Source organism: Adhaeribacter radiodurans, from assembly GCF_014075995.1.
GTDB lineage: Bacteria > Bacteroidota > Bacteroidia > Cytophagales > Hymenobacteraceae > Adhaeribacter > Adhaeribacter radiodurans.
The window spans coordinates 1,341,188-1,364,048 of record NZ_CP055153.1 but is presented as its reverse complement, the minus strand read 5'-3'; the positions used below and the strand labels follow the sequence as shown (position 1 = coordinate 1,364,048).

Genomic DNA, 22,861 nt, shown 5'->3' with positions numbered 1-22,861 from the left:
CACATTATTATAAAATTTCAAATTAGGAAAGATTATTAACTTTAAATTCCGGACTCTTTCTAATTTTTAGAATAAAATAATTAATCGCTTCGATAAACAGTAAAAAATTTTCAACTTTGGTTTCTAGTTTTCAAGTTTTATTGCCATGATCAAAGACAAATTCTTCATAATAGATTTCGATAGTACATTTACTCAGGTTGAAGCCCTAGATGAGTTAGGAGAAATTTCGCTGAAAGACGATGAAAATAAAGAGCAGATTCTGGCAGAAATTAAAAACCTGACCAATAGTGCTATGGATGGTCGCAGTTCTTTTACCGAAGGACTAACCCAACGTTTGATTTTACTAAAAGCGAACAAAAAGCACTTAAACCCGCTCATTGCCACGCTAAAAACGAAAGTATCAGACTCTATTCGCCGCAATAAAGATTTTTTTACTGCCTTTGCCGATCAGATTCTGATTGTATCAAGCGGTTTTAAAGAATTTATAACTCCTATTGTTACCGAGTACGGCATTAAAGAAGAAAATATTTATGCCAATACTTTCCGTTACGACGAGAATGGTAATATCATAGGCTTCGACCAGGAGAACGTGCTGTGCCACGACAAAGGTAAAATTAAGCTGCTGGAAAATCTGGCCCTACAAGGCGACGTGTACGTGCTGGGAGATGGATACACCGATTACGAAATTAAAGAAGCTGGTTTAGCTAATAAATTTTACGCTTTCACCGAAAACGTAGTTCGTGATGCGGTAGTGGCTAAAGCGGAACACATTGCCCCTAGCTTCGACGAATTCTTGTATCAAAATAAATTACCAATGGCCATTTCGTATCCTAAAAACCGGATTAGCGTGTTACTTTTGGAGAATATTCACCCGGAAGCAGTTCGTTTGTTTAAGCAGGAAGGCTATCAGGTGGAAATTATGAATACCGCTTTAAACGAAGAACAACTTTGTGAAAAAGTAAAAAATGTATCCATCTTAGGTATCCGGTCAAAAACCCACGTTACGCAAAAAGTAATTGAGAGTGCGAATAAATTAATGGCGGTAGGAGCTTTTTGTATTGGTACCAACCAAATCGACCTGAAAGCCTGCGCCAAAGCGGGTATTGCGGCCTTTAATGCCCCGTATAGCAACACCCGAAGTGTGGTAGAACTAGCCATTGGCGAAATAATCATGCTCTCCCGGAATATACCTACCAAAAGCGAAAAAATGCACCAGGGCAAATGGGATAAATCGGCGCATAATAGCTTTGAAGTACGGGGTAAAAAGTTAGGTATTGTGGGTTACGGCAATATTGGCTCGCAATTATCTGTTCTGGCCGAAGCTATGGGCATGGAAGTGTATTACTACGACATCGTTGAAAAACTACAACTGGGTAATGCTAAAAAATGCACTTCGTTAAAGCAACTCCTTAGCATAGCCGATATTATAACCCTGCACGTAGATGGTCGGGCCAGCAACAAAGATTTCTTTGGACCGGCCGAGTTTGAAGCCATGAAAGACGGCGTTATTTTCCTGAACTTAAGCCGTGGCCATTTGGTAGATATTGCAAGCTTGGTAAAAAATATTAAATCCGGTAAAATTATCGGGGCTGCTGTGGATGTATTCCCGCATGAGCCGGCGAACAACGCTGAGGAATTTGTGAGCGAACTGCGCGGTTTAGCCAATGTAATTTTAACGCCCCACATTGGCGGCAGCACTTCCGAAGCCCAGGCTAATATTGCGAACTTCGTTCCGAACCGCATTATGGAGTACATTAACACCGGTAATACCTATCAAAGCGTTAATTTCCCGAATATTCAATTGCCGGAGTTAAAAAATGCGCATCGTTTAATTCACGTACACGATAACGTTCCGGGGGTATTAGCTAATATTAATAATGTGCTGGCAAACCACCACGTTAATATTTTAGGCCAGTACTTAAAAACAAACGAAAATATTGGCTACGTAATCACCGATATCGATAAAGCTTACGACAAAAACCTGATCGGCGACCTGCGGAATATTCAGAATACGATCAAATTCCGAGTGCTTTATTAATAGTTGAAAGGTTAGAAGGTTGAAAAGTTAAAAAGTTATTTAAAAACTTAAAATATATTTATAACTGATTTAACTTTCCAAACCTAAACTTGGAAACTTTCCAACCTTACAACTTTGTAACTTTTCAACCAAATGACTAACAAAATTTACTTTACGCCAGGGCCTTCTGAGTTATACCCAACTATATCCGCTCACATGGCTACGGCTATGGCAAACAAAATTGGTTCTATTTCGCACCGGAGCCAGCAGTTTAAAGATATTTACGCGCACGCCGTAACCGGTTTACGCCAATTGCTGCAACTACCTGCTAACTGGGATATTTTGTTTGTTTCTTCGGCGAATGAAGTTTGGGAACGGGCTATCCAGAATAATGTGGAAAAAGAAAGTTTTCATTTGGTAAACGGGTCTTTCTCTAAACGTTTTTACGAAATCTCGCTCGAACTAGGCCGGAAAGCAACCAAGCACGAAGCTCCTTTTGGCCAAGGTTTTAGTATTGCTGACCTGGATGTTCCCAAATCAACTGAATTAATAGCGGTAGTACAAAACGAAACCAGTTCGGGTGCAAGTACCCCAGTGGCTGATATTAATTTGTTACGGGCTAAAGTAAATTCAGAAGCTTTAATTTACGTAGATGCGGTTTCGTCGGCTCCTTACCCGGAGTTTGATTTTAACCTGATTGATTCTACTTATTTTTCGGTGCAGAAAGGTTTTGGTTTACCGGCCGGCTTAGGTATTTGGCTAGTAAATGATCGTTGCGTGGCTAAGGCAGTAGCATTAAAAAGTAAAGGTTTGTCTATCGGTTCGTTTCACAGTATTCCGAGCTTACTCAGCAAAGCGCGCACCTATCAAAATCCGGAAACACCAAACGTTCTGGCCATTTACTTGCTCGGTAAAGTTTTAGAAGAAATGAATCATCATGGGGCAGCTACCATAAGGCAAGAAACGGAAACTAAAGCTAAATTAATTTACGATTATCTGGCCACCAGTCAGAACTTTGATATTGCTGTAGCTGAACCAACACACCGGTCGCAAACTACTATTATTGCCAACACCAAAGTATCGTCGGCGGAAGTAATAAAAAAATTAGCTCCTTTTGATATGGTAATTGGCAGTGGTTACGGTAACTATAAAGATACCCAAATCCGGATTGCTAATTTTCCAGCGCATTCCCTGGCGCAAGTGCAAGCTTTAGTTTATAAATTACAAGAGTTATTTAATTAATTTAAAAGATTCTATTATATAAAAACAAACCCGGTAAGCGATTGCTTATTGGGTTTGTTTTTTATTACAGGTTTAAAAAAAGCCGTTTGTGAAGACACAAACGGCGGCACCAGGCGGCACTAGAAGCCGGTGACCCCAGCCATTGGCACTGTCTTCACTGACAATTAATTTTTGCGAAAATTCAAAAATTTAAAACACCTGATTTATTTCCTGTTTAATAAAGCTTAGTGCCACAGCGGTGGGTTCGTTATTATCTGCAATTACCGATTCCAAAATCCGCTTAGCCAGATCAGTTCCTTTGGCATTTTCGGGTAACTCGTGGAAGGCTTTATTTACCATGGTAACCACATCTTCTTTGGCTTGTTTTACGTGCTGCCAGGCAACTTCGCTCATGTATATTTGTTGCGAAGCGTTATGACTAAACTCACTCCGGATTTCGGCTAAAAGCGTGTATTGAAACTCCGTTGCATTCTGCCCGGCCGGGCTTACCCGAATAAGTAAATTACTGGGAGCAATTCGCTCTAATAACAAACCAATTCGTTCGTAGGCTTGTAGGCGGATAGGTAAAACTACCTCGGTGTTTTTCATGCGTAATTCTAAAACCCGGCGCTGAGTTTCTTTATCAAGATAAGATTTAATTACCAGGTACATGCCTACGAGTACCAGGCCAGCGGGCAACACAATTTTTAGCAAATCGATAAGGTAATCTTGCATAGTTGTATTTGTGATTTAAATAATGACCGCAATACTGCATCGGAATCATTTAGGTAATCGGCCTGTTTTAGCTTATATTAGTTATGCAAAACAATTATACTGAATATTAGTTATTTTTGTGAACAATTTATTTTTCTATTAATATGGTAACTACCACTCTAAATAAAATAGCTCCCATTACTATTACTCCTCGGGCTTTAACCGAAGTTAAAATTATTATGCAGGATAAAAACGTACCCGCCGAATATGGGTTACGCGTAGGAGTACAAGGCGGTGGTTGTTCTGGTATGTCTTATTTGCTGGGTTTTGATAAAAAGAAAGATAGCGACGAAGCCTACGAAGTGGATGGCGTACTTGTTATAATGGATAAGAAACACGGTATGTACGTTATAGGGATGGAAATTGACTTTCAGGATGGCCTGAATGCCCGGGGTTTTACCTTTAACAATCCGCAGGCAACGAGTACCTGTGGCTGCGGCAGTTCATTCTCCTCTTAAAGCTAGATTTTTAAATTTATAATTAGTCAGAAACAAGAAAAGCCACTATAAAGTGGCTTTTCTTGTTTCTGACTAATTATTACTAACTGTTTATATCATATTAATTCTCCAACGTGTTTGCGGATGTTTAAGCAAATTTGGTCAATGGGTAAATCATTGGCATCGGAGCCAAACGGATTTTCAATTTCTTCGGCAATTAACTCTAAACTAGCCAGAGCATATAAAATTAATACCACTACCGGCACTATGTAATAACCCACGCTAAACACCCAACCAAAGGGCAAAGTCATGACGTAGAAAAAAACGAATTTCTTGATAAACACACTATACGTAAATGGTATAGGCGTATTCTTAATACGTTCACAAGCTCCGCAATGCTCGGTTAAGGACTTTACTTCTTCGTTTAAAATCCATAATTGAGCATCAGAGATTTTGTTTTGGGAATACAGGGCATTTACATGTTGGTAAATAGCGGCAGCAATTTGATTAGGTACGTGTTTCTCCAGCTTTAAATCTAAAACCGGATCTAACTCATGGTAATCTTCGTTTTCACGCAGTAAATTTTTTAAAGCAAAGGCATAATTCGGAATCATTTTCCGGAAAAACTGCTTATCTGCTTCTTCTTTCAAAAAAGAAGAAATTTTTATTGCTAAATTTCGCGAACTGTTTGTTAAACCTCCCCAAATCTTGCGTCCTTCCCACCAGCGGTCGTAAGCGGTATTCGTCCGGAAAACCAATAACAACGAAATAACAAAACCCAGCACATTATGCATCATTCCCACATTCCGAAGATTCTGAGAATCGTTGATGTTAATATAATTTAACTCAAAATAAGCAATGGCCGCTGAATAAACACTTACTGCCAGCATTAAAGGCAGCAACTTCCGGAAAGTATCGGCCCGCGTTATCCGGAAAATAAAGGTAAACCAGTCTTTGGGGTTGTAATTAATCACAAGCTAAATGTTTCTTTTACCCTGTCGTTTGAAGGGATTATTTTGCTTAAATTTTTGGGAAATTATTTAATAAAATAACCACTTCGATAATTCTTTGTAGGTAGGCTTTTTCCCGTACAACAAAATTCCGACCCGGTAAATACGGGCGGCTATCCACGTCGTAAAAACAAAACCCAGTATTAAAAAAAACATAGACAACAGAATTTGCCAATAAGGTACCCCAAAAGGCAAACGAAGCATCATGGCAATAGGCGAAGTAAACGGAATCATAGACATCCAGAAAGCAACCGGCCCGTCCGGGTTTTTGATTATTACCGTTTGCGCCACAATAAAGGATAAAACCAGTGGGATGGTAATGGGCAACATAAACTGTTGCGTATCTGTTTCGTTATCTACGGCCGAGCCTACTGCTCCAAATAGGGCCCCATAAAGTAAATATCCCCCTAAAAAGTAAAAAACAAAACAACCGAGTAACAAAGGCACGTTCAGGCTGTCCAGGGCACTTACTATGTTGTTCATTTCTTTGGCTTTTGCCGGATCTTTGCTTTCTTTTAAAGTTTCCGAAATGCGGGCATCCGAAAACCGGTCAACCTCAAACCGGGAAGAAACCACCGTAGTAACAGCGGCCGACAATATAATCCAAAGCAAAAATTGGGTAAGCCCAACAGCCGCAATCCCAATAATTTTACCGGCCATCAACTGAAAGGGCTTCACCGACGAGATAATTACTTCTACAATGCGATTGGTTTTCTCTTCAATTACTCCCCGCATAATCTGTACTCCGTAAATAAAAATAAACATATAAATCAGAAATGCCCCCACATAACCAGCAGCAGTAGTAACCATAGCATTATTATTTTGCTCGCCGTTATCGGTAAGGTTAGTAGTATTAATGCTGACATTCGTTTTCATTTTTTCCAACACTTCCCGGTCAATGCCAGATTGTTTGAATTTTAGAGTTTCAATCTCTTTTTTTAGAATATTCTCCAGTTGCAATTGCTTGCTAATACCCAAATTAGTTTTGGAGTATAACCGAATACCTTCGGGTTTATCTAAATTTAACTTCGGAATGTAAAGCAGAGCGGTATAATTGGTTTGCAGAAAAGCTGTTTTATGAGTTTCCAAAGATCCACTTACCGGAATGTATTTGGTTTCGTTGGTATCTTTAAAAGCGTTTACGAAAAGGCCACTCTCGTCGAGCACTTCAATGGTATTGGTAGTATCCGAAACACTGGCCAACCAAATAGGCACCACCATAATTGAGGCCAATAAAATGGGACCAAGTAAGGTCATGATAATAAAGCTTTTCTTGCGCACCCGCACCAAGTACTCCCGTTGAATAATAAGCCAGATTTTATGCATCCTGATTTTCTTTTACCTGTTTGATAAATATGTCGTTAATACTTGGAATTTGCTCTCGTAAAGCGTGTACTTCTACCCGCTCGATTAAATATCGTAATAAGTGGTTGGGTGACACACCGTGCAATAACTGAATCACTCCCCGGAAATAATTACCGTTTTGTTGTTGCTCCACTACTTTAAAATCAGGGGATAAAATAAGCAATCGGCCGGTTCCTTCTACCAGATAAGTATTGGTTTTATAGGTGTTTTTAATTTCTTTCACCGGGCCATTTAAAATCATGCGCGACCGATTAATTAAGGCAATATCATCGCACAGTTCTTCTACTGATTCCATGCGGTGCGTAGAGAAAATAATAGTAGAACCTGCCTCCCGGAGCGCTAAAATTTCATCTTTAATAACATTGGCATTAATCGGGTCAAATCCCGAGAAAGGTTCGTCGAGAATGATAAGTTCAGGCTGGTGCATAACCGTTGCAGTAAACTGCACTTTTTGCTGCATACCTTTCGATAAGTCTTCTATGGGTTTACCTAACCACGAACGAATTTCCAGTTTATCTACCCATTTTTTTATCTTATCCGTAGCTTCCGCTTTTGATAATCCTTTTAGTTGGGCCAGATAAAGCAGTTGCTCTCCTACCTTCATTTTTTTGTATAATCCCCTTTCTTCGGGCAAGTAGCCCATCGATCGAATATGGTTGGGATGCAGCAATTCATCTTTAAAAAAAATCTGGCCAGTATCAGCACCCGTAATTTGAGTAATAATCCGGATAAGCGATGTTTTACCGGCTCCGTTAGGACCTAATAAACCAAAGATGCGTCCGGTGGGAATATCGAAGGTAATATCTTGGAGAGCTTGGTGGGAGGCGTATTTTTTACTTACTCCTACAATTTTGAGTATACTCAAGGTGCTTGCTTTTATTTTCAAATTTAGTCTTTCGGCTTAGATTCACAAGCAGTCTGGTAAGGAATTAGGTAAACTGAATTCTTTTGAGCCTGTTCCAGTCTCAATACTACGGTGCTATCAAGATTGAACCGTTCCCTGTTTGCCTCGTGCCCGGCGGGCCTTGCCCATCTCTGGTTCAGCCTGTTGATCTTTCCTTTCCTAGTATCTCAGAAAGCTTTGCACCCGAAAGCTCAAAGGCCTGAACCAGAGATGGAATAAAAATTTACTTTTTCTCATCGAATCAGATGATTTCGAAGGCACCATTAAGAATTAGCGCTATCTTTTTCTCTAAAATTAACTTCCCCTGTTCCCTTAATTTAAGGAGGGCATTCTGTTATGTTTATTATTCTAGTTTACTGCTTTACGCTTTTAATTCTATTATAACCCTTTTAAAAACAAAAATGCCTCTCCTTATTCAGAAGAGGCATTTTATAATACGTTAAATCTGTGATAAGGAATCCGCGTAATCCTGTTAATCCGCGAAAATCCGTGACCCTATTGGAAATATTCTTTCATTTTCTCGAAGAAGCCTTTTTCATTTTTGCCCGGGTTGGGCACAAAATTATCGGAGTTACGCAATTTCTCCAGCACCTGGCGTTCGTCGTTGGATACGTGTTTCGGGGTCCAAACATTAATATGAATCAGTTGATCGCCTTTACCGTAGCCGTTTATATCTTTAATCCCTTTACCACGTAAGCGTAAAATTTTGCCTCCCTGGGTACCCGGATCAATTTTAATTTTTACTTTACCTTCAATAGTGGGCACTTCAATATTAGCCCCTAAAACGGCGTCTACGAAGCTGATGTACTGCTCAAATATAATGTTATTGCCTTCCCGCTTCAGTAATGGATGCGCTTCTTCTTCAATCTGAATGAGTAAATCGCCGGCAATACCACCGCGTTGCGGCACGTTACCTTTGCCACTCATAGAAAGCTGCATGCCATCGCCTACCCCAGCCGGAACGTTAATAGCAATTACTTCTTCTTTTAATTCCCGGCCTTCGCCCTGGCAAACTTCGCAGTTCTGGCTTACTTTTTTACCTTCGCCATCGCACACGGGACAGGTAGACGTGGAAACCATTTGGCCCAACATCGTATTTACTACTTTTTTCACCTGGCCGGTACCCTGGCAGCCACTACAGGTTTGCAGCGCCGTACCATTTTTAGCTCCGTTTCCGCCGCAAGTATTACAAGCTACGTACCGTTTTACTTTTATTTTTTTCTCCACCCCATTGGCAATTTCTTCCAGGTCGAGCTTTAATTTAATGCGTAGGTTGGTACCTTTTCGTACCCGGCGTCCATTACTGGAACGGCCACCGCCAAAAATGTCACCAAACGGGCTGCCACCACCGAATATATCTCCAAACTGAGAGAAGATATCATCCATGTTCATATGGCCATAACCGCCTCCATTTACGCCCTGGTGACCAAACTGGTCATAACGACCGCGTTTATCCTGGTCGCTGAGAACTTCGTACGCTTCGGCGGCTTCTTTAAATTTGTCTTCGGCGGATGGATCATCCGGATTTTTGTCCGGATGGTATTTAATGGCAATTTTACGGTATGCTTTTTTAATTTCGTCAGCACTGGCGCTTTTGCTCACCCCCAATACCTCGTAGTAATCTCTCTTAGCCATGGCCTATGCTCCTATTATAACTTTCGCGAAGCGAACAACTTTATCATTCAGGTAATATCCTTTTTCTACCTGGTCTATTACTTTCCCTTTCAGAGCTTCGTCTGGGGCCGGAATCTGGGTAATGGCTTCGTGCAGCTCGGCGTCAAATGGTTGGCCTACGGCTTCCATGGGTTTCAAACCTTTTTGCTGCATTATAGATTGTAGTTTATTATAGATTAAATCCACGCCGGCTTTTACCGCTTCTACCTCCTGGGCATTTTCCATTGCCTGACGAGCCCGGTCGAAATCATCCAGAACCGGCAGCAAAGCAACAATCATTTCCTGATTGGCAGATTTCAACAAATCTAAACGCTCCTTAGAAGTGCGGCGTTTGTAGTTGTCGAATTCTGAATATAACCGTAAATATTTATCTTTTAATTCGTTCAATTCCGCTTCTGATTTAGATGCCTGGCCATTACCGGTTGATTGCTCGGTTTCGGCAGGTGAATCGGGCTGCTCGGAGCCAGTATCTTCGGGTAAACTGGCCTCCGTTACATTTTCAAAATCTTCGGCTTCGGGTTGTGTATTGTTATCCGCTGACATAGCTTATTTATTCTTCCAATTGGTTTGTAAGGTGCGTATCAATTTATTTGCCAAAGCCTTAAAGTGACAATCTGACACATCTGAGGCCTGGGTTTCTTTTCTGGTAAATGAAAATTTATACTTTTTAATTCCGCAGGCTTAAAAAAATTACGCGTTCGTTAAAACCTGCCACAGCATATCTTTTAAAACCTGAATATTTTTCTGGGTGATGCTGGATATAAATACAGCGGGTACCTGCGGCGGCAAAGTCTTCCGGATTTCATTTTCCAATTCTTCGTCGAGTAAATCTGCCTTAGTAACCGCTAGCAAACGTTTTTTTGCCAGCAATTCCGGGTTGTAAGTTCCCAACTCGTTTAAAAGAACAGCATATTCATTAGCAATATCGGCACTCTCGGCAGACACCATAAACAAGAGAATGGAGTTGCGCTCGATGTGTCGCAGAAAACGTAGGCCCAAGCCTTTTCCTTCCGAAGCGCCTTCAATAATTCCGGGAATATCGGCCATTACAAACGACTTGTAATCGCGGTAAGGCACCACGCCTAAATTTGGCACAAGGGTAGTAAAAGGATAATTAGCAATTTTAGGTTTAGCCGCCGACACTACCGACAACAACGTTGATTTTCCTGCATTAGGAAATCCAACCAATCCTACATCGGCTAATAATTTAAGTTCCAGTATTACCCATTCTTCCAGGCCGGGTTCGCCGGGTTGCGCATAACGCGGGGTTTGGTTGGTAGGAGATTTAAAATGGGAATTTCCTAAACCACCCCGACCACCCGGGGTTAGAATTACCGTTTGGCCATCTTCTGTTATTTCTGTTTTCACTTCGCCGGTTTCGGCATCGCGGGCAATGGTACCAATGGGAACCTCCAGAATTACATCTTCCCCGTTCGCACCCGTAGACGTATCTTTACTACCGCCTTCGCCGTGTTTGGCAATAACGTGTTTTTGATATTGTAAGTGCAACAAAGTCCAGAGTTGGGCATTACCTCTTAAAATAATATGCCCTCCACGACCGCCATCGCCGCCATCCGGACCACCTTTGGCGTTTTTTTTATCCCGGAATAAATGTGCCGATCCAGCACCTCCGTGACCAGAACGGCAGCATATTTTAACGTAATCAATAAAGTTGGATGTAGCCACGAGTTGGTTTTTGGTCTACAGTCCACGGTCGATAGACCACGGCAGTAGTTCGTAAGTTTAAAGTTTTAGAACGAAGCAGTTACTTGTATTAGATTATAACCAATACAAGTAACTGCTTCGTTCTAAAACTGGTTCAGATAGTGCTTAATTTTAAAACCGCTATAAAGAATTTACACAAATTCCATGAAATCTGATTAGCTGCGGCTTTAAATGCACGCAGCCAAAAGATTTTAAAAATGAGTTTCTATTAAATCTTTCCCAGTAGTTTAAACCCAAGATCACTACTCCATTCTCTAAGCAGATTTTTTAATATTGCTGTCCCAGATGGGCTTGGTCTATTGTCCTTGGGTTTTCGTCTGTTTACGCTTTTGGCTGGACAGCGAAGGCATCAACAATTTCGCAAATTTCGGTGAAGATTTCTTCAATTTCCCCAATACCATTAATAGCGTTGAATTTGCCCTGATTAGCATAATAACCCGCTACGGGAGCAGTTTTGGTATTGTATTCCTGTACGCGCTTCCGCACTAATCCTTCGTTTTGATCGTCTGGACGGCCGGAAGTTTGCCCCCGGATTAAAAGGCGTTTGGTTAGCTCTTCTTCGTTTACTTCCAAGGCAATCATGCCACTTATAGCCGTATGGTTTTGTTCGAGTAAAGCATCTAAGCTTTTAGCTTGAGGTACTGTGCGTGGAAAACCATCAAATATAAAACCAGCCGCGTTCTTATTTTCTTTGAGCTTGGAATCAATCATTCCAATTACTACTTCGTCGGGCACCAGCGTTCCTTGATCCATTAGTTTTTTGGCCCGCAATCCCAATTCGGTACCAGCCGCAATTTCTGAGCGCAGCAAATCACCGGTAGAAAGGTGAATTAAGTTATACGTATCAATTAATTTCTGACTTTGCGTTCCTTTTCCCGCACCCGGAGGGCCAAATAAAACAATATTTAACATGCCTTTTTTAAGTTAATAAATTCAAAAGTACAAATAATATTGAATCGTTGATTAAACAAATTAAAGGATTACACGGAATTTCTTAAAAATTTATCTTGATAGAACCTTGATAAAGAAAACTTTTTGTAAAAATACAGGTATATCTCTCTTAATTTTAAAATTTTTTAAAATTGAAGTTACAAGACTTCTTATTAATCCATCTTTGGAGCCGGTTCCCGTCTCCAGGCTGCAGTGCTGATGCAATAGAACAGCCTAAGTTTGCCTCGAGGCTGGTAGGCCTAGAAAACCCCTCCGCCTAAAGGCACCTCCCCTAAAAACAGGGGAGGAGATGCCGTTATTTTCTAAATTACTCCTACAGAATGCCTGCGGTACCAGAAGCCTAGCAGGTGCTCCATAGCCCAACCGGTGCCTTTGCATTTAGCTACTGTTTTTACTTTTTTAAGAATTATTAGATTGTATTAAACTGACTTTATCAGGAAGTGCTGAGCGAGAAATAGAACCAAGAAGTTTAATTTTAAAAATTATTAGGAGACGGTTAAAAAATTTTCCTATCCTTCATTATACAAGATGTGGAAGAAATGCATTAGCTAAGCACAAAGACACCAGTTTGGCTGTTGAGGGCCTTTTAGCGTTCCGGTGCTGCAGAGGAGCATGGCGCAACGCAGTGAGCCAAGGTTCGCTAAAAGGCCCTCAATAGCCGAACGAGGCCCACCGGCCACGAGGCAAACTCAGCCTTGTCAAATAAGTTAGCACCTGTGTCTGGAGACTTGGAACCGGCTCCAAAGAAAACGCTTACTAGCAAGCAAAACCTATGTTAACATTTTGATACAATAGCACAATTATCAAAATGTAATCAACCTATCATCGAACAACGAACAACGAACAACTACTTAAGAACCTACTGATTAGCTCTTGACCTTGTAAAGATGGCGAAGGTTGCGTCCTAAACCGTTATAATCTAGCCCGTACCCTACCACAAAATCGTTGGGAATAGAAAGAGCGGTGTACTTTAATTGCAAAGGATGCTGCAGACTGGCTGGCTTTAAAAGCAAACTTGCTATTTGGATAGAAGCAGGGGAAAAGGCCTGTAATTTCTCTAAAAGTACACTTACGGTATGCCCTGTGTCCACGATATCTTCTAAAATAATGATATGCCGGCTTCTTACTTCTTCGTTTAAGCCTACCAATTCTTTCACGGTACCAGTACTTTGGGTATTTTGGTAGGAAGCTAATTTGATAAAAGAAATTTCGCAGGGAATTTTTATTTCTTTCATTAAATCAGAGGCAAACATAAAAGAGCCATTCAGAACAGCTAAGAAAACCGGGGTGTTTTCTTTGTAATCTTGATTAATTTGAACAGCTAAACGTTCGATTGCTTGCCGGATTTCATTTTCCTGTAAGTAAATAGTAAATTCTTTGTCGTGCAGTTGAACCGTTGAGTCGCTCATAATTAGTTGCAGGTTTTTAGTTGCCAATTGCAATTTACGAGTTGAAAATAATTTAGACGCTTCTTTTATTTAAGTAATATTTAGGTCGAATTAAAATCTACCGCCTATTAGATTTTCCCTTCCGAATTGGGGAATAATAATGGTTTTAATACCCAATAGTATTAGCTCAGTTCGATAGATAATCAAAAGCTGTCCGAGCGTATGATTGAAAGAAGTAAAAGAAATAAGCTAAAATGTGCGAACCCTTCAGCAGTAAACTATTTAATATAGTCTCCTCCTGAATAACCCGACAAATAAATTTTCCTTCCTTTACCCTAATTCTAACCTTTTACTAATACCCAATTTCTCCTGGTATTTAGTAAATACTACCTCGTATAATATCCGCACGAAAGATAACCTTAATAAAAAACAAGCCCTTAAATTGCTTTAAGGGCTTAGATAATTGTACAATATCTTACTATTACCGTCCGGCAATAAAAAGTATTTTAGCCTCAGAAATAGTACTGGTTGTAGCTGGCGCAACTTTTTGTTCAGGTGATTTTTGCAGATGCGTTGTCGGAGTTTCGGTTGGTTCGGTATCCGGAACAGCAATATGCGGTGCAATTACCAACGATACAATCGACATCAGCTTAATCAAAATATTCATGGACGGGCCAGACGTATCTTTAAATGGATCACCTACCGTATCGCCGGTTACCGAAGCCTTGTGCGCATCTGAACCTTTGTATTCCATTTTCCCATTAATTTCTACGCCTTTTTCAAAAGACTTTTTCGCATTATCCCAGGCACCACCAGCGTTTGATTGAAACATGGCCATTAAAACACCTGATACCGTAACCCCTGCCAGCAAGCCACCTAAAACTTCCGGCCCAAAAGTAAAACCAATAATAATAGGAACAATTAAAGCAATAGCGCCCGGCAACATCATTTCCCGGATAGCCGCCTTCGTAGAAATAGCCACGCATTTATCGTATTCCGGTTTACCGGTTCCTTCCATAATACCAGGAATTTCGCGGAACTGCCGACGTACTTCTTCTACCATGGCCATCGCTGCTCTACCTACCGCCGAAATAGCCAGTGCCGAGAAGATAAAAGGAATCATACCGCCCACGAATAAACCGGCCAGTACCCGGGCGTTCGAAATATCAATGCGGGTAATATTAGCAGTTCCCATAAAAGCGGCAAATAAAGCAAGGGAAGTTAAAGCCGCCGAGGCAATCGCGAAGCCCTTACCGGTAGCCGCTGTAGTGTTCCCAACAGCATCCAGAATATCGGTTTTGGCCCGCACGTCTTTGGGCAACTCACTCATTTCGGCAATACCACCAGCGTTATCAGCAATCGGCCCGAAAGCATCAATGGCTAATTGCATGGCAGTAGTGGCCATCATGCCTGCTGCGGCAATGGCTACCCCGTATAAACCCGCAGCTTCGTAAGATAAAATAATACCACCTGCTAAAACCAGAATAGGCAATACCGTAGATTCCATACCCACCGCTAAACCACCAATAACGGTAGTTGCGTGGCCGGTACTGCTTTGGCGCACAATACTCATAACCGGCCGCTTGCCCATGGCGGTATAGTATTCCGTAATAATACTCATTAAGGTACCTACTACTAAACCCACGAGTACCGCGTAAAAAACATCCATCCTGCTAAACTCAAATCCGCGTAAGTTTAAAGAACCTTCGGGCAAAATAAAGTTAATTACAAAATAAGAGGCAATAGCCGTTAAAATTACCGACGACCAGTTACCCAGGTTTAAAGCACGTTGCACGTCGCCGCCTTCGCTTACTTTTACGAAAAAGGTGCCGATCATCGAGAAGATGATGCCTAAACCCGCAATTACCATAGGTAATAAAATCGGCGAAATGCCACCAAAGTTATCGGTAACGGTGATTTCCCGACCCAGCACCATGGTTGCTAAAATAGTAGCCACGTACGAACCAAATAAATCGGCTCCCATTCCGGCCACGTCACCCACGTTATCGCCCACATTATCGGCAATAGTAGCGGGGTTACGAGGGTCATCTTCGGGAATACCTGCTTCTACTTTACCTACTAAATCCGCTCCTACGTCGGCAGCTTTGGTGTAAATACCCCCGCCTACCCGGGCAAACAAGGCAATACTTTCGGCACCTAGCGAAAATCCGGTTAATACTTCCAGGGCACGTTCCATTTCGTCGGCGTTGTAGGTATCGCCCACAAACATAGCCTTAAATACAATAAACAAGCCTCCTAAACCCAACACCGCCAAACCTGCTACGCCCATACCCATTACGGCGCCACCGGTAAACGATACATCTAAGGCTTTAGATAAACTGGTACGGGCTGCCTGCGCCGTACGAACGTTGGCTTTGGTTGCAATCCGCATCCCGATAAAACCCGCTAAGGCGGAGAAAAAAGCACCAATAATAAAGGCGACCACAATTACCGGCGAGGAATTCTCTCCTACCGTACCCAGGTACCCTAAAAAAAGACTAGCAATAACAACAAAATAAGCTAACACTTTGTACTCGGCCTGCAGAAAAGCCATCGCTCCCTCCGCAATGTATTTAGCAATGGTCGTCATCTTCGCATCGCCGGCATCCTGGCGACTGACCCAAGCCGATTTCACAAATGTATACAATAAGGCAATTACTCCGAAAGCCGGAATTAAGTAAACAATGTTCTCCATGTAGACGGGTTTAAGTTGATAAGAATGCTTTTTATACTATATGCGTATCTGGTAAATTAAACCTATTAATTCCACATCTGCAAGCCACCAAAGCAAATAAAAAAGAATCACAGATTAAACGGATTTCACAGATTTCGCATGAGTACTTGGTACAAGGCTACCATGCTTTGAATGTCGGCTTTATAAACGATTTCGTCGGGAGAATGTACGTTGTCTTCGGGGGCTCCCACGAAACACCAATCCCAGGGCACACTACTTTGTTGCAATTCTTTGGCATCGCTGCCGCCAGCTCCTTCCACCTCTAACTGAAAAGAAATATTTGTTTGCTGTGCCAGGGCAATTAATTTATTCACAAAACTGCGCCGCGGAATTAAAGAATCGCGCAGCGAAATAACTACACCTTTACCCGAATGAACTCCTTCCGTTACCCAGGTAATATCAGAAATCAAGGCTTGTTTTACCCCATATTTTTCGTGTAAATACTTTGCCAGGTAGGCTACCGAACCACCCCGGTGTTCTTCCCAGCACGAAAATACAATAGCTCCGTTTTCCAAAGTTTTAGCCACCTCTAAAGCATTCCAAACGCCTAAACGGTTATCCAGGTAGCACGATTGTACCGTAGTTTCTGTCTCCCGGAAATCGCAGGCAAAAACCAGTTCGGTACCGCGTTCAATTTCCCGTTCAAACTCGTAACTCAAACTATTATCTTCTTCAGACACGTGTAAGGTACAGGCAATGGGTCCCTGACTATCTTCTCCCACCAGCCGGTAACCCGTTTCGGTATCCGGCCCGCCAATTGTAATTAACTCCCGGCTATAGCGAACTGTAAAGCCAATTGAGTCGATGTGCGCAAATAGGGCGGTACGGGGCTGCCCGAACACTAGAATAATACAATCCTGAAATCCTTCACCGGCAATTACTTGTGGCGTTATCCGCCAATTGGCTTTATTCTGTTCAATGTATTCCAATAAAAATTGAGTGAGTTTCACCTCATTGCCCGAGGGAGCATGAATCTGACAAAGTTGTTTTAATAATTCCATAACGGGTGTATGTAAAAGCAAGGCTTATTCGTTTTGTAATAAAATTAATTTATCAACCAAAAGCTACGTGCTTCATTTTAATTATGCAGAAAGTATTTTTATAAAAATAGATCAACAAAAAATTAAAGATAGTACGATTTTATGGATGAAAGAATACTATCCCATTCTTCCGTAGATTCAGGTTCTTCTTCAACCAGATTCTTATTCTTACCCTTATTAAAACAAGATAAAAAGTAAGCATGATTTACTAAATTAGTTTTTCTTCAAAAACACGAAGGCTAATTTACTTTTCAAAATTAAGCTTCGGATAAAAGCTTTTAGATTATATAAACATTTTACCAGAGATGTTGCATTATGGGAAGCTTTGCTAAAATAAAGAAATTCCTGGAGGCGAATTTTGCGTATGAAAGCATTACCTTGGTCGATTATTTAAATTTTTTGCCATAATCTTGGTAAAATTTTACTTTTACTCGTTTGGATTTAATTTAGGCTAAGTTCATTAATGAGCCGGAATTATATAACTAAACAATTATTTTGCTATCGGAACCTTTATACGGGAAACATTAGTTACTTTTAACGTAAAAAAGCTTTTATTTGAGCATGAAGAAACTGTTTTTTTTCTTTTGGATAGGCTTACTCCCTTTTCTAAGTCAGGCCCAAGACCTGGAAGCCCCGGAAAAAGACACCTTACCTACTATTATTCCGCCCGATACGTTTATTATGCGGGATTTATATATTGATTCCATCTACATTACGCCGCAAGCTATTGAAACCGATGGCTGGTTGCTGATGAACGAAGATATTAAAAACGAATTGAGCGGTGCCGTCGACAACATGTATAATTTTAAATTCGACCGGGCTGAAAAACAATTTCGATCGCTGCGTCGGCGGTATAAACAACATCCCATGCCGTATTTCTTAATGGGGCTAAGTTACTGGTGGAAAATTGTTCCTACCAACGTGCAGGCGAAGCAATACGACGCACCTTTCTTCGCCTACATGGATTCCACTATTACTTTTGCGCAGCAGTTATACGACAAAGACTCGAAAAACCTGGAAGCAGCTTTTTTCTTATCGGCCGCTTATGGTTTTCAGGCAAGGTTGCATTCTGAGCGTAGCAATTGGCGCAAAGCTACCATCTGCAGTCGGCACTCTCTGGAATTTCTGCAGAAGAGTAGAGTAGCTAACGGCTTAAGTCCGGAATTTTTATTCGGTGAAGCGCTCTATAACTACTATGCCGTCTGGATTGCTCAAAATTATCCCTTGCTACGGCCAGTAATTTTATTTTTCCCACGCGGAAATAAAGAATTGGGTCTGCAGCAACTTAAAATGGTAGCCCGCAATGGCTTTTACACCGGCACAGAGGCTAAATTTTTCTTAATGAAAATACTGGCGAACGAAGAAAACGACCACTTCGCCGCTATGCCCATTGCCCGTTACCTGGCGAACACCTACCCCGATAATGCTTACTTTCAGCGTTTCTACGCCATGATGAATTTCCGGGAAGGTAATTTTAGAGAAACTGAACGCCTATCTAACGAAATTCTGACAAAGTATAACAAACACATGCCCGGCTACGAAGCTATTGGCGGCCGCTATGCCTCGTATTACCTGGCGTATATTTGCCAGAACCGCAAAGATTTTCCGAAAGCCAAACAACTCTACGAACAGTGTATCCGCTTTGCCCGCCAAACCGGCGAAGTAGAGTCCGGCTACTACGTGTCGTCGCACTTAAACCTGGCCCGTATTTTTGTCCAGGAAAAAGATTTGGGGCGCGCGAAAGAACACTACGAAGAAGTTAAAGACAAAGCCGAACGCCGCACCGACGCCTTCCGCGAAGCCCGCGACTTCCTGCGTAAGAACCGTAAGGTGTGAGGGTAGTTGCAGGTTGCAGGTTTTAAGTTGATTTTTAGCACCTTACTTAATTCTAAACGTAATAGTAATTACGTATAATTTACCTTTCTGTGGAATCTAAAGACTTAATTCTTACTCCAATGTACCTGGTAATGTTTTATGCCATTGCCTACTGGGTAAGACCACTTTTCACTAACAGATTTACTGAAAAATATTTTGTTCCAGCATTAACCGTAAAATTTATTGGAGCTATTGGTCTAGGGATTATTTATCAATATTATTATGGCGGAGGTAGACCTAGTGGGGATACTTTCAACTATTATAACCAAAGTAAAGTAATTTACGAAGCCTTCGATTACTCTTTTAAAGCAGGTTTAAAATTATTATTAGCTAATGGAGAATTAGATATTGATACGCATAATTTTGCAAGCAAAATTTCATGGTATCACTCTCCAACCGAATACTTCATCATTAAATTAGCTGCTTTCTTTGGGCTTTTATGCTTCCAAACGTATACCGTTATAGGCTTATTTTTTGCTTTAGTAAGTTTTTCGGGTATGTGGGCCATGTACCGCACCTTTTTAAAACTTTTCCCTCACCTCTATAAAGAATTTGCCATTGCGGTGTTCTTCTTACCTTCGGTATTTTTCTGGGGTTCTGGTCTCTTAAAAGACTCTATTACAATTGGTGCATTAGGGTGGTTGTTTTACGGCTTCTATGCCACTTTTATTCAGAAAAAAAAATTACTACTCTCAGGCCTTTTAACATTTGTCGCAGCTTATGTTATTTATTCTGTAAAAATATACATTCTTCTTTCTTTTCTTCCTCCGGCCTTGTTCTGGGTGTTTATTGAAAATAATAATAAGATAAAAAATGTTGCCATCCGGAATTTAACTAAACCCGTTTTTCTGCTAATTGGGCTTGCCGGAGCCTATATTGGTGCAACTAGATTAACCGAAGGGGACAGGCGATACGATTTAGATAAAATCACACAAACCTCACAAATAAATACTATTTACCTTACGGAACAAGTAAAAACAGGATCAGCCTATAATATTGGTATTTTTGATGGAAGTATTAGTAGCTTACTAAAGGTAGGACCTCAGGCAGTTATTGTAGCTCTGTACCGTCCTTTTTTGTGGGAAGTACGAAATCCAGTAATGCTGTTATCTGCTATTGAAGCTTCTATTTTTATCTTTCTTACATTGCGTTTCTTTTTTAAAACCGGCTTTTTTAAAACCTTAAAGTTAATAAGCTCTAAACCAATTCTTACATTTTGTTTTCTTTTCTCAATCGTATTTGCTTTTGGAGTAGGAACTAACAGTGGTAATTTTGGAACATTAGTACGGTATAAGATTCCTTTAATGCCTTTCTATCTTTCTGCTTTATATATTATGCAGAGTTACACAAAAAGACCTAAAAAATTAGTGCGATTACTTAAAACTGCATAATCCTGCTCTATTTTTTGACGGGCTGCTTTCCCTTGTACTTCCCTTAAGGTTGGTTTACTAATTATTTCTGCCAAACTGGTATACCATTGTTGGGGAGTGCTACATATATAACCATTTACCCCATGCTCAACTACTTCGGTATTCATACCTACCGGTGAAACAAGCGCCGGAATACCTAAAGCCATGTATTGTAGAGCTTTAAAGGCACATTTTCCTTTGGCCCAGATATCATCTTCTAATGGCATAATTCCAACATTAAAGCTTAGTAAATCTTCAATTTCAGTTTCTTTCTGCCATGGTTTATATACCAGCGACTGAATATTCCAAGCGGGTGCTTTATTGGAAATCACACAAAACTTAAAACTAAATTTTTTTTCCAACTCCTGTAAAACAGGTACAATCTGGTCCAGGTATTTCAAGGTAGAGTGAGTTCCCGTCCAGCCAATAACTACCGGGTTAGTATTTTGATTTTTAACCTGATTATGAAGGTGAATGGTATCGATGGTGGTTGGATTAATGAAGGCATTGGGATTATACTGCTTGGCAAACTCGCACAAAAAAGAATTGCCACAACTAACTATATATGCCCACCGACAAATGGCTTTTACTTTGTGGTGCCATTTAATTCCGCCCACTATTTTATTGTTTTCGGAAGTATTAGGCAACCAGATTGCGTCATCAAAATCATAAATAATCTTTTTTCTTAAAATTTTAGCTATAATCCATTCAAACCAAGGAGGCCCAATAGGTGTTGCTTCACGGTGAATAAAAACAAAATCAAATCCTGATGCTGAAAAAAGCAATATAAATCTTTTAAAAAAACCTTTGAGTATTCCCCAAACTTTTTGCCCAGTATGTCCCGGTTTGTAGAGGATGTTCCAGGTTCTATCATCTAAAAAAGGGGCAAAAGTATACTGCCAGTTATTTTCCGTTAAAAAACCAAGATACTGTTCAAACCGGAACCGTTGAGAAGGTGCTTTACCGTAAGGATAAGGTACTACAAATAAAATTTTCATTAATTTTAAACTTGCTCCGGAAAGTTACTAACCACGCTAGTAGACTCTGGAAGCAAATAACGATAAACCTGCGCATACTTTTTTATCGCATTATCCAAGGTATAATATTCCAGAGCGCGGTTCCGGATATCCGCAGGATCTTTAGCTAAAAGTGCCGGTATCTGAGCTACAATCTTTGCGTAACTTTCAGAAGAAAAATCAGGGATTGCTATCCCGGCATCCATATAGCGAATAATACTTTCTACATCTCCTACTTTAGAGTTACAAATAACCGGTATGCCCATAGCTAGAATTTCGCCTAATTTGGTAGGAGAGCTGGCAATTTTAGAATAGCTCTGTTTAATAAAAAATAAATTAATATCGGATGCCGCAGTAAAAACCGGCACATCTTTTCGACTGGCTGCCTTAATAACGAAATCTTTTGGTTTTAAGTTAAATTTGCTAGCGGCTTCTAAAATAATAGTAGCCGGTTCAGTGGTTATAAAAAGGAATACTGCATTGGAATTTTTTTCTTTAATCGCAGAAAAAGCAGCCAACATTTCGTCTAAAAGGTACCAAGCCCCAACTGATCCTAAATAACTAATTACTAAGGCATCTTCTATTATGTTTAAAAGTTTACGAGAGGCAAGTTTTTTCTCCGGCGAGGTAAGGCTAAATAAATTAAAATCAGCACTGCAGGGGATTACCTGAATGGGAGCTTTTTGGTAGCTTTTCCAGGTTTGCATTTCCTGTTTACCTGCTTCCGTTAAACTAATAATGGCATCGGCTTGGGCTATGTATTTGGCCTCTTTGCTTTTATAATTTTTGTAAGCCTGTTTAAAAATAGGATTATTTAAGTTCCAGGAACCTCCATCTACCCGTTCATCTACCCAAAAGCCCCGCATATCGAATAAAATTTTTATGCCGAACTTATTCTTTAGATGTAAACCGATTGCTGCACTTACGTAACTCCGGCAATGCACCATATTAAACTTTTTCTTTTGATGCAGTTGCTCAGCTGCTTTCCGGAGTTGGTACAAATCGTAGTATTTAGCTAAAACAGGCGGATTAGAAGTAAAAGGTATAGGCTGCCAATCAATATTATTTGTTTGAGTTATTTCATCAATTAAGAATTTATTTTTTTTGAACCGCTCAGGTTTTTCGCAGGACAATAAAGTGATGCTATAGCCTAATTCACTTAAGCCAGCCAGGTACGGTAACACTTGCGACTGCCCTAATGGATCTGTCATTCCATCATAAGATATAAATAAAACGGAATCGTTGGGCATTTAGAACACTTTTATTAAATTAAATAAACCAAAAGTTGAATAGTTATTGAACAATTATTCTTACCACTTTG

General features: G+C 40.5%; 19 protein-coding genes. 5 read left to right on the top strand and 14 right to left on the bottom strand.

All coding sequences use genetic code 11. The features are described from left to right. Positions 1-145: 145 nt before the first annotated feature. Positions 146-2,038 (top strand): phosphoglycerate dehydrogenase, encoded by a 1,893-nt coding sequence (gene serA / locus HUW48_RS05825; protein ID WP_182414784.1) that lies wholly within the window; start codon positions 146-148, stop codon positions 2,036-2,038. Positions 2,039-2,170: 132 nt separating this feature from the next. Further along, entirely contained in the window at positions 2,171-3,259 is a 1,089-nt protein-coding gene (locus HUW48_RS05820; protein ID WP_182414783.1) for an aminotransferase class V-fold PLP-dependent enzyme, read from the top strand. Between the two features lie 189 nt (positions 3,260-3,448). Here the strand turns inward: HUW48_RS05820 and HUW48_RS05815 are convergent, their stop codons facing one another. After that, complete coding sequence (locus HUW48_RS05815; RefSeq protein ID WP_182414782.1) at positions 3,449-3,973, bottom strand: DUF7935 family protein; 525 nt, start codon at positions 3,971-3,973, stop codon at positions 3,449-3,451. Positions 3,974-4,116: 143 nt separating this feature from the next. Between HUW48_RS05815 and HUW48_RS05810 the strand changes: the two genes are divergently transcribed. Next, positions 4,117-4,470 (top strand): HesB/IscA family protein, encoded by a 354-nt coding sequence (locus HUW48_RS05810; protein ID WP_182414781.1) that lies wholly within the window; start codon positions 4,117-4,119, stop codon positions 4,468-4,470. A 95-nt stretch (positions 4,471-4,565) separates the two neighbouring features. Here the strand turns inward: HUW48_RS05810 and HUW48_RS05805 are convergent, their stop codons facing one another. From HUW48_RS05805 to HUW48_RS05760, 11 genes are all read right to left on the bottom strand, one after another. After that, positions 4,566-5,423 (bottom strand): bestrophin family protein, encoded by an 858-nt coding sequence (locus tag HUW48_RS05805; protein ID WP_182414780.1) that lies wholly within the window; start codon positions 5,421-5,423, stop codon positions 4,566-4,568. A gap of 66 nt (positions 5,424-5,489) precedes the next feature. Beyond that, positions 5,490-6,785 carry an ABC transporter permease gene (locus tag HUW48_RS05800; protein WP_182414779.1) on the bottom strand — a complete coding sequence of 432 codons (1,296 nt, stop codon included), beginning with the start codon at positions 6,783-6,785 and terminating at the stop codon, positions 5,490-5,492. After that, positions 6,778-7,689 carry an ABC transporter ATP-binding protein gene (locus HUW48_RS05795; RefSeq protein WP_182414778.1) on the bottom strand — a complete coding sequence of 304 codons (912 nt, stop codon included), beginning with the start codon at positions 7,687-7,689 and terminating at the stop codon, positions 6,778-6,780. Before HUW48_RS05795 ends, HUW48_RS05800 begins: the two co-directional genes overlap by 8 nt. Positions 7,690-8,223: 534 nt before the next feature. Next, complete coding sequence (dnaJ, locus tag HUW48_RS05790; RefSeq protein WP_182414777.1) at positions 8,224-9,363, bottom strand: molecular chaperone DnaJ; 1,140 nt, start codon at positions 9,361-9,363, stop codon at positions 8,224-8,226. Positions 9,364-9,366: 3 nt separating this feature from the next. Then, on the bottom strand, positions 9,367-9,945 hold the full coding sequence (locus tag HUW48_RS05785) for a nucleotide exchange factor GrpE (RefSeq protein WP_182414776.1): 579 nt from the start codon (positions 9,943-9,945) through the stop codon (positions 9,367-9,369). 147 nt (positions 9,946-10,092) lie between these two features. Next, positions 10,093-11,088 (bottom strand): GTPase ObgE, encoded by a 996-nt coding sequence (obgE, locus tag HUW48_RS05780; protein WP_182414775.1) that lies wholly within the window; start codon positions 11,086-11,088, stop codon positions 10,093-10,095. Between the two features lie 360 nt (positions 11,089-11,448). Continuing rightward, complete coding sequence (locus HUW48_RS05775; RefSeq protein WP_182414774.1) at positions 11,449-12,039, bottom strand: adenylate kinase; 591 nt, start codon at positions 12,037-12,039, stop codon at positions 11,449-11,451. A gap of 587 nt (positions 12,040-12,626) precedes the next feature. Next, entirely contained in the window at positions 12,627-12,758 is a 132-nt protein-coding gene (locus HUW48_RS27205) for a hypothetical protein (RefSeq protein ID WP_262891492.1), read from the bottom strand. Between the two features lie 186 nt (positions 12,759-12,944). Then, positions 12,945-13,487, bottom strand: a complete 543-nt coding sequence (hpt, locus tag HUW48_RS05770) for a hypoxanthine phosphoribosyltransferase (RefSeq protein WP_182414773.1) — start codon at positions 13,485-13,487, stop codon at positions 12,945-12,947. Between the two features lie 460 nt (positions 13,488-13,947). Then, positions 13,948-16,161 carry a sodium-translocating pyrophosphatase gene (locus HUW48_RS05765; protein WP_182414772.1) on the bottom strand — a complete coding sequence of 738 codons (2,214 nt, stop codon included), beginning with the start codon at positions 16,159-16,161 and terminating at the stop codon, positions 13,948-13,950. A gap of 125 nt (positions 16,162-16,286) precedes the next feature. Further along, on the bottom strand, positions 16,287-17,201 hold the full coding sequence (locus tag HUW48_RS05760) for a M20/M25/M40 family metallo-hydrolase (protein WP_182414771.1): 915 nt from the start codon (positions 17,199-17,201) through the stop codon (positions 16,287-16,289). Positions 17,202-17,801: 600 nt separating this feature from the next. Between HUW48_RS05760 and HUW48_RS05755 the strand changes: the two genes are divergently transcribed. Both HUW48_RS05755 and HUW48_RS05750 read left to right on the top strand, forming a co-directional pair. Continuing rightward, positions 17,802-19,076 (top strand): tetratricopeptide repeat protein, encoded by a 1,275-nt coding sequence (locus HUW48_RS05755; RefSeq protein ID WP_182414770.1) that lies wholly within the window; start codon positions 17,802-17,804, stop codon positions 19,074-19,076. Between the two features lie 131 nt (positions 19,077-19,207). Continuing rightward, a complete protein-coding gene (locus tag HUW48_RS05750; RefSeq protein ID WP_182414769.1) occupies positions 19,208-20,506 on the top strand; it encodes a hypothetical protein in 1,299 nt (432 codons plus the stop codon). Here HUW48_RS05750 and HUW48_RS05745 read toward each other — a convergent pair. Then, positions 20,458-21,522 (bottom strand): glycosyltransferase, encoded by a 1,065-nt coding sequence (locus HUW48_RS05745; RefSeq protein WP_182414768.1) that lies wholly within the window; start codon positions 21,520-21,522, stop codon positions 20,458-20,460. The two genes, HUW48_RS05750 and HUW48_RS05745, sit on opposite strands and share 49 nt — an antisense overlap. 5 nt (positions 21,523-21,527) lie before the next feature. Next, complete coding sequence (locus HUW48_RS05740) at positions 21,528-22,790, bottom strand: glycosyltransferase (RefSeq protein ID WP_182414767.1); 1,263 nt, start codon at positions 22,788-22,790, stop codon at positions 21,528-21,530. Positions 22,791-22,861: the final 71 nt, after the last annotated feature.

Bases quoted from the DNA above. Each gene is read 5' to 3' on its own strand.
- HUW48_RS05800 (WP_182414779.1), bottom strand. From the start codon at position 6,785: ATGCATAAAATCTGGCTTATTATTCAACGGGAGTACTTGGTGCGGGTG.
- serA (WP_182414784.1), top strand. From the start codon at position 146: ATGATCAAAGACAAATTCTTCATAATAGATTTCGATAGTACATTTACT.
- HUW48_RS05745 (WP_182414768.1), bottom strand. From the start codon at position 21,522: ATGAAAATTTTATTTGTAGTACCTTATCCTTACGGTAAAGCACCTTCT.
- HUW48_RS05775 (WP_182414774.1), bottom strand. From the start codon at position 12,039: ATGTTAAATATTGTTTTATTTGGCCCTCCGGGTGCGGGAAAAGGAACG.
- HUW48_RS05815 (WP_182414782.1), bottom strand. From the start codon at position 3,973: ATGCAAGATTACCTTATCGATTTGCTAAAAATTGTGTTGCCCGCTGGC.
- HUW48_RS05810 (WP_182414781.1), top strand. From the start codon at position 4,117: ATGGTAACTACCACTCTAAATAAAATAGCTCCCATTACTATTACTCCT.
- HUW48_RS05765 (WP_182414772.1), bottom strand. From the start codon at position 16,161: ATGGAGAACATTGTTTACTTAATTCCGGCTTTCGGAGTAATTGCCTTA.
- HUW48_RS05755 (WP_182414770.1), top strand. From the start codon at position 17,802: ATGAAGAAACTGTTTTTTTTCTTTTGGATAGGCTTACTCCCTTTTCTA.
- HUW48_RS05760 (WP_182414771.1), bottom strand. From the start codon at position 17,201: ATGGAATTATTAAAACAACTTTGTCAGATTCATGCTCCCTCGGGCAAT.
- HUW48_RS05750 (WP_182414769.1), top strand. From the start codon at position 19,208: ATGTTTTATGCCATTGCCTACTGGGTAAGACCACTTTTCACTAACAGA.
- HUW48_RS05820 (WP_182414783.1), top strand. From the start codon at position 2,171: ATGACTAACAAAATTTACTTTACGCCAGGGCCTTCTGAGTTATACCCA.
- dnaJ (WP_182414777.1), bottom strand. From the start codon at position 9,363: ATGGCTAAGAGAGATTACTACGAGGTATTGGGGGTGAGCAAAAGCGCC.
- hpt (WP_182414773.1), bottom strand. From the start codon at position 13,487: ATGAGCGACTCAACGGTTCAACTGCACGACAAAGAATTTACTATTTAC.
- HUW48_RS05740 (WP_182414767.1), bottom strand. From the start codon at position 22,790: ATGCCCAACGATTCCGTTTTATTTATATCTTATGATGGAATGACAGAT.
- HUW48_RS05785 (WP_182414776.1), bottom strand. From the start codon at position 9,945: ATGTCAGCGGATAACAATACACAACCCGAAGCCGAAGATTTTGAAAAT.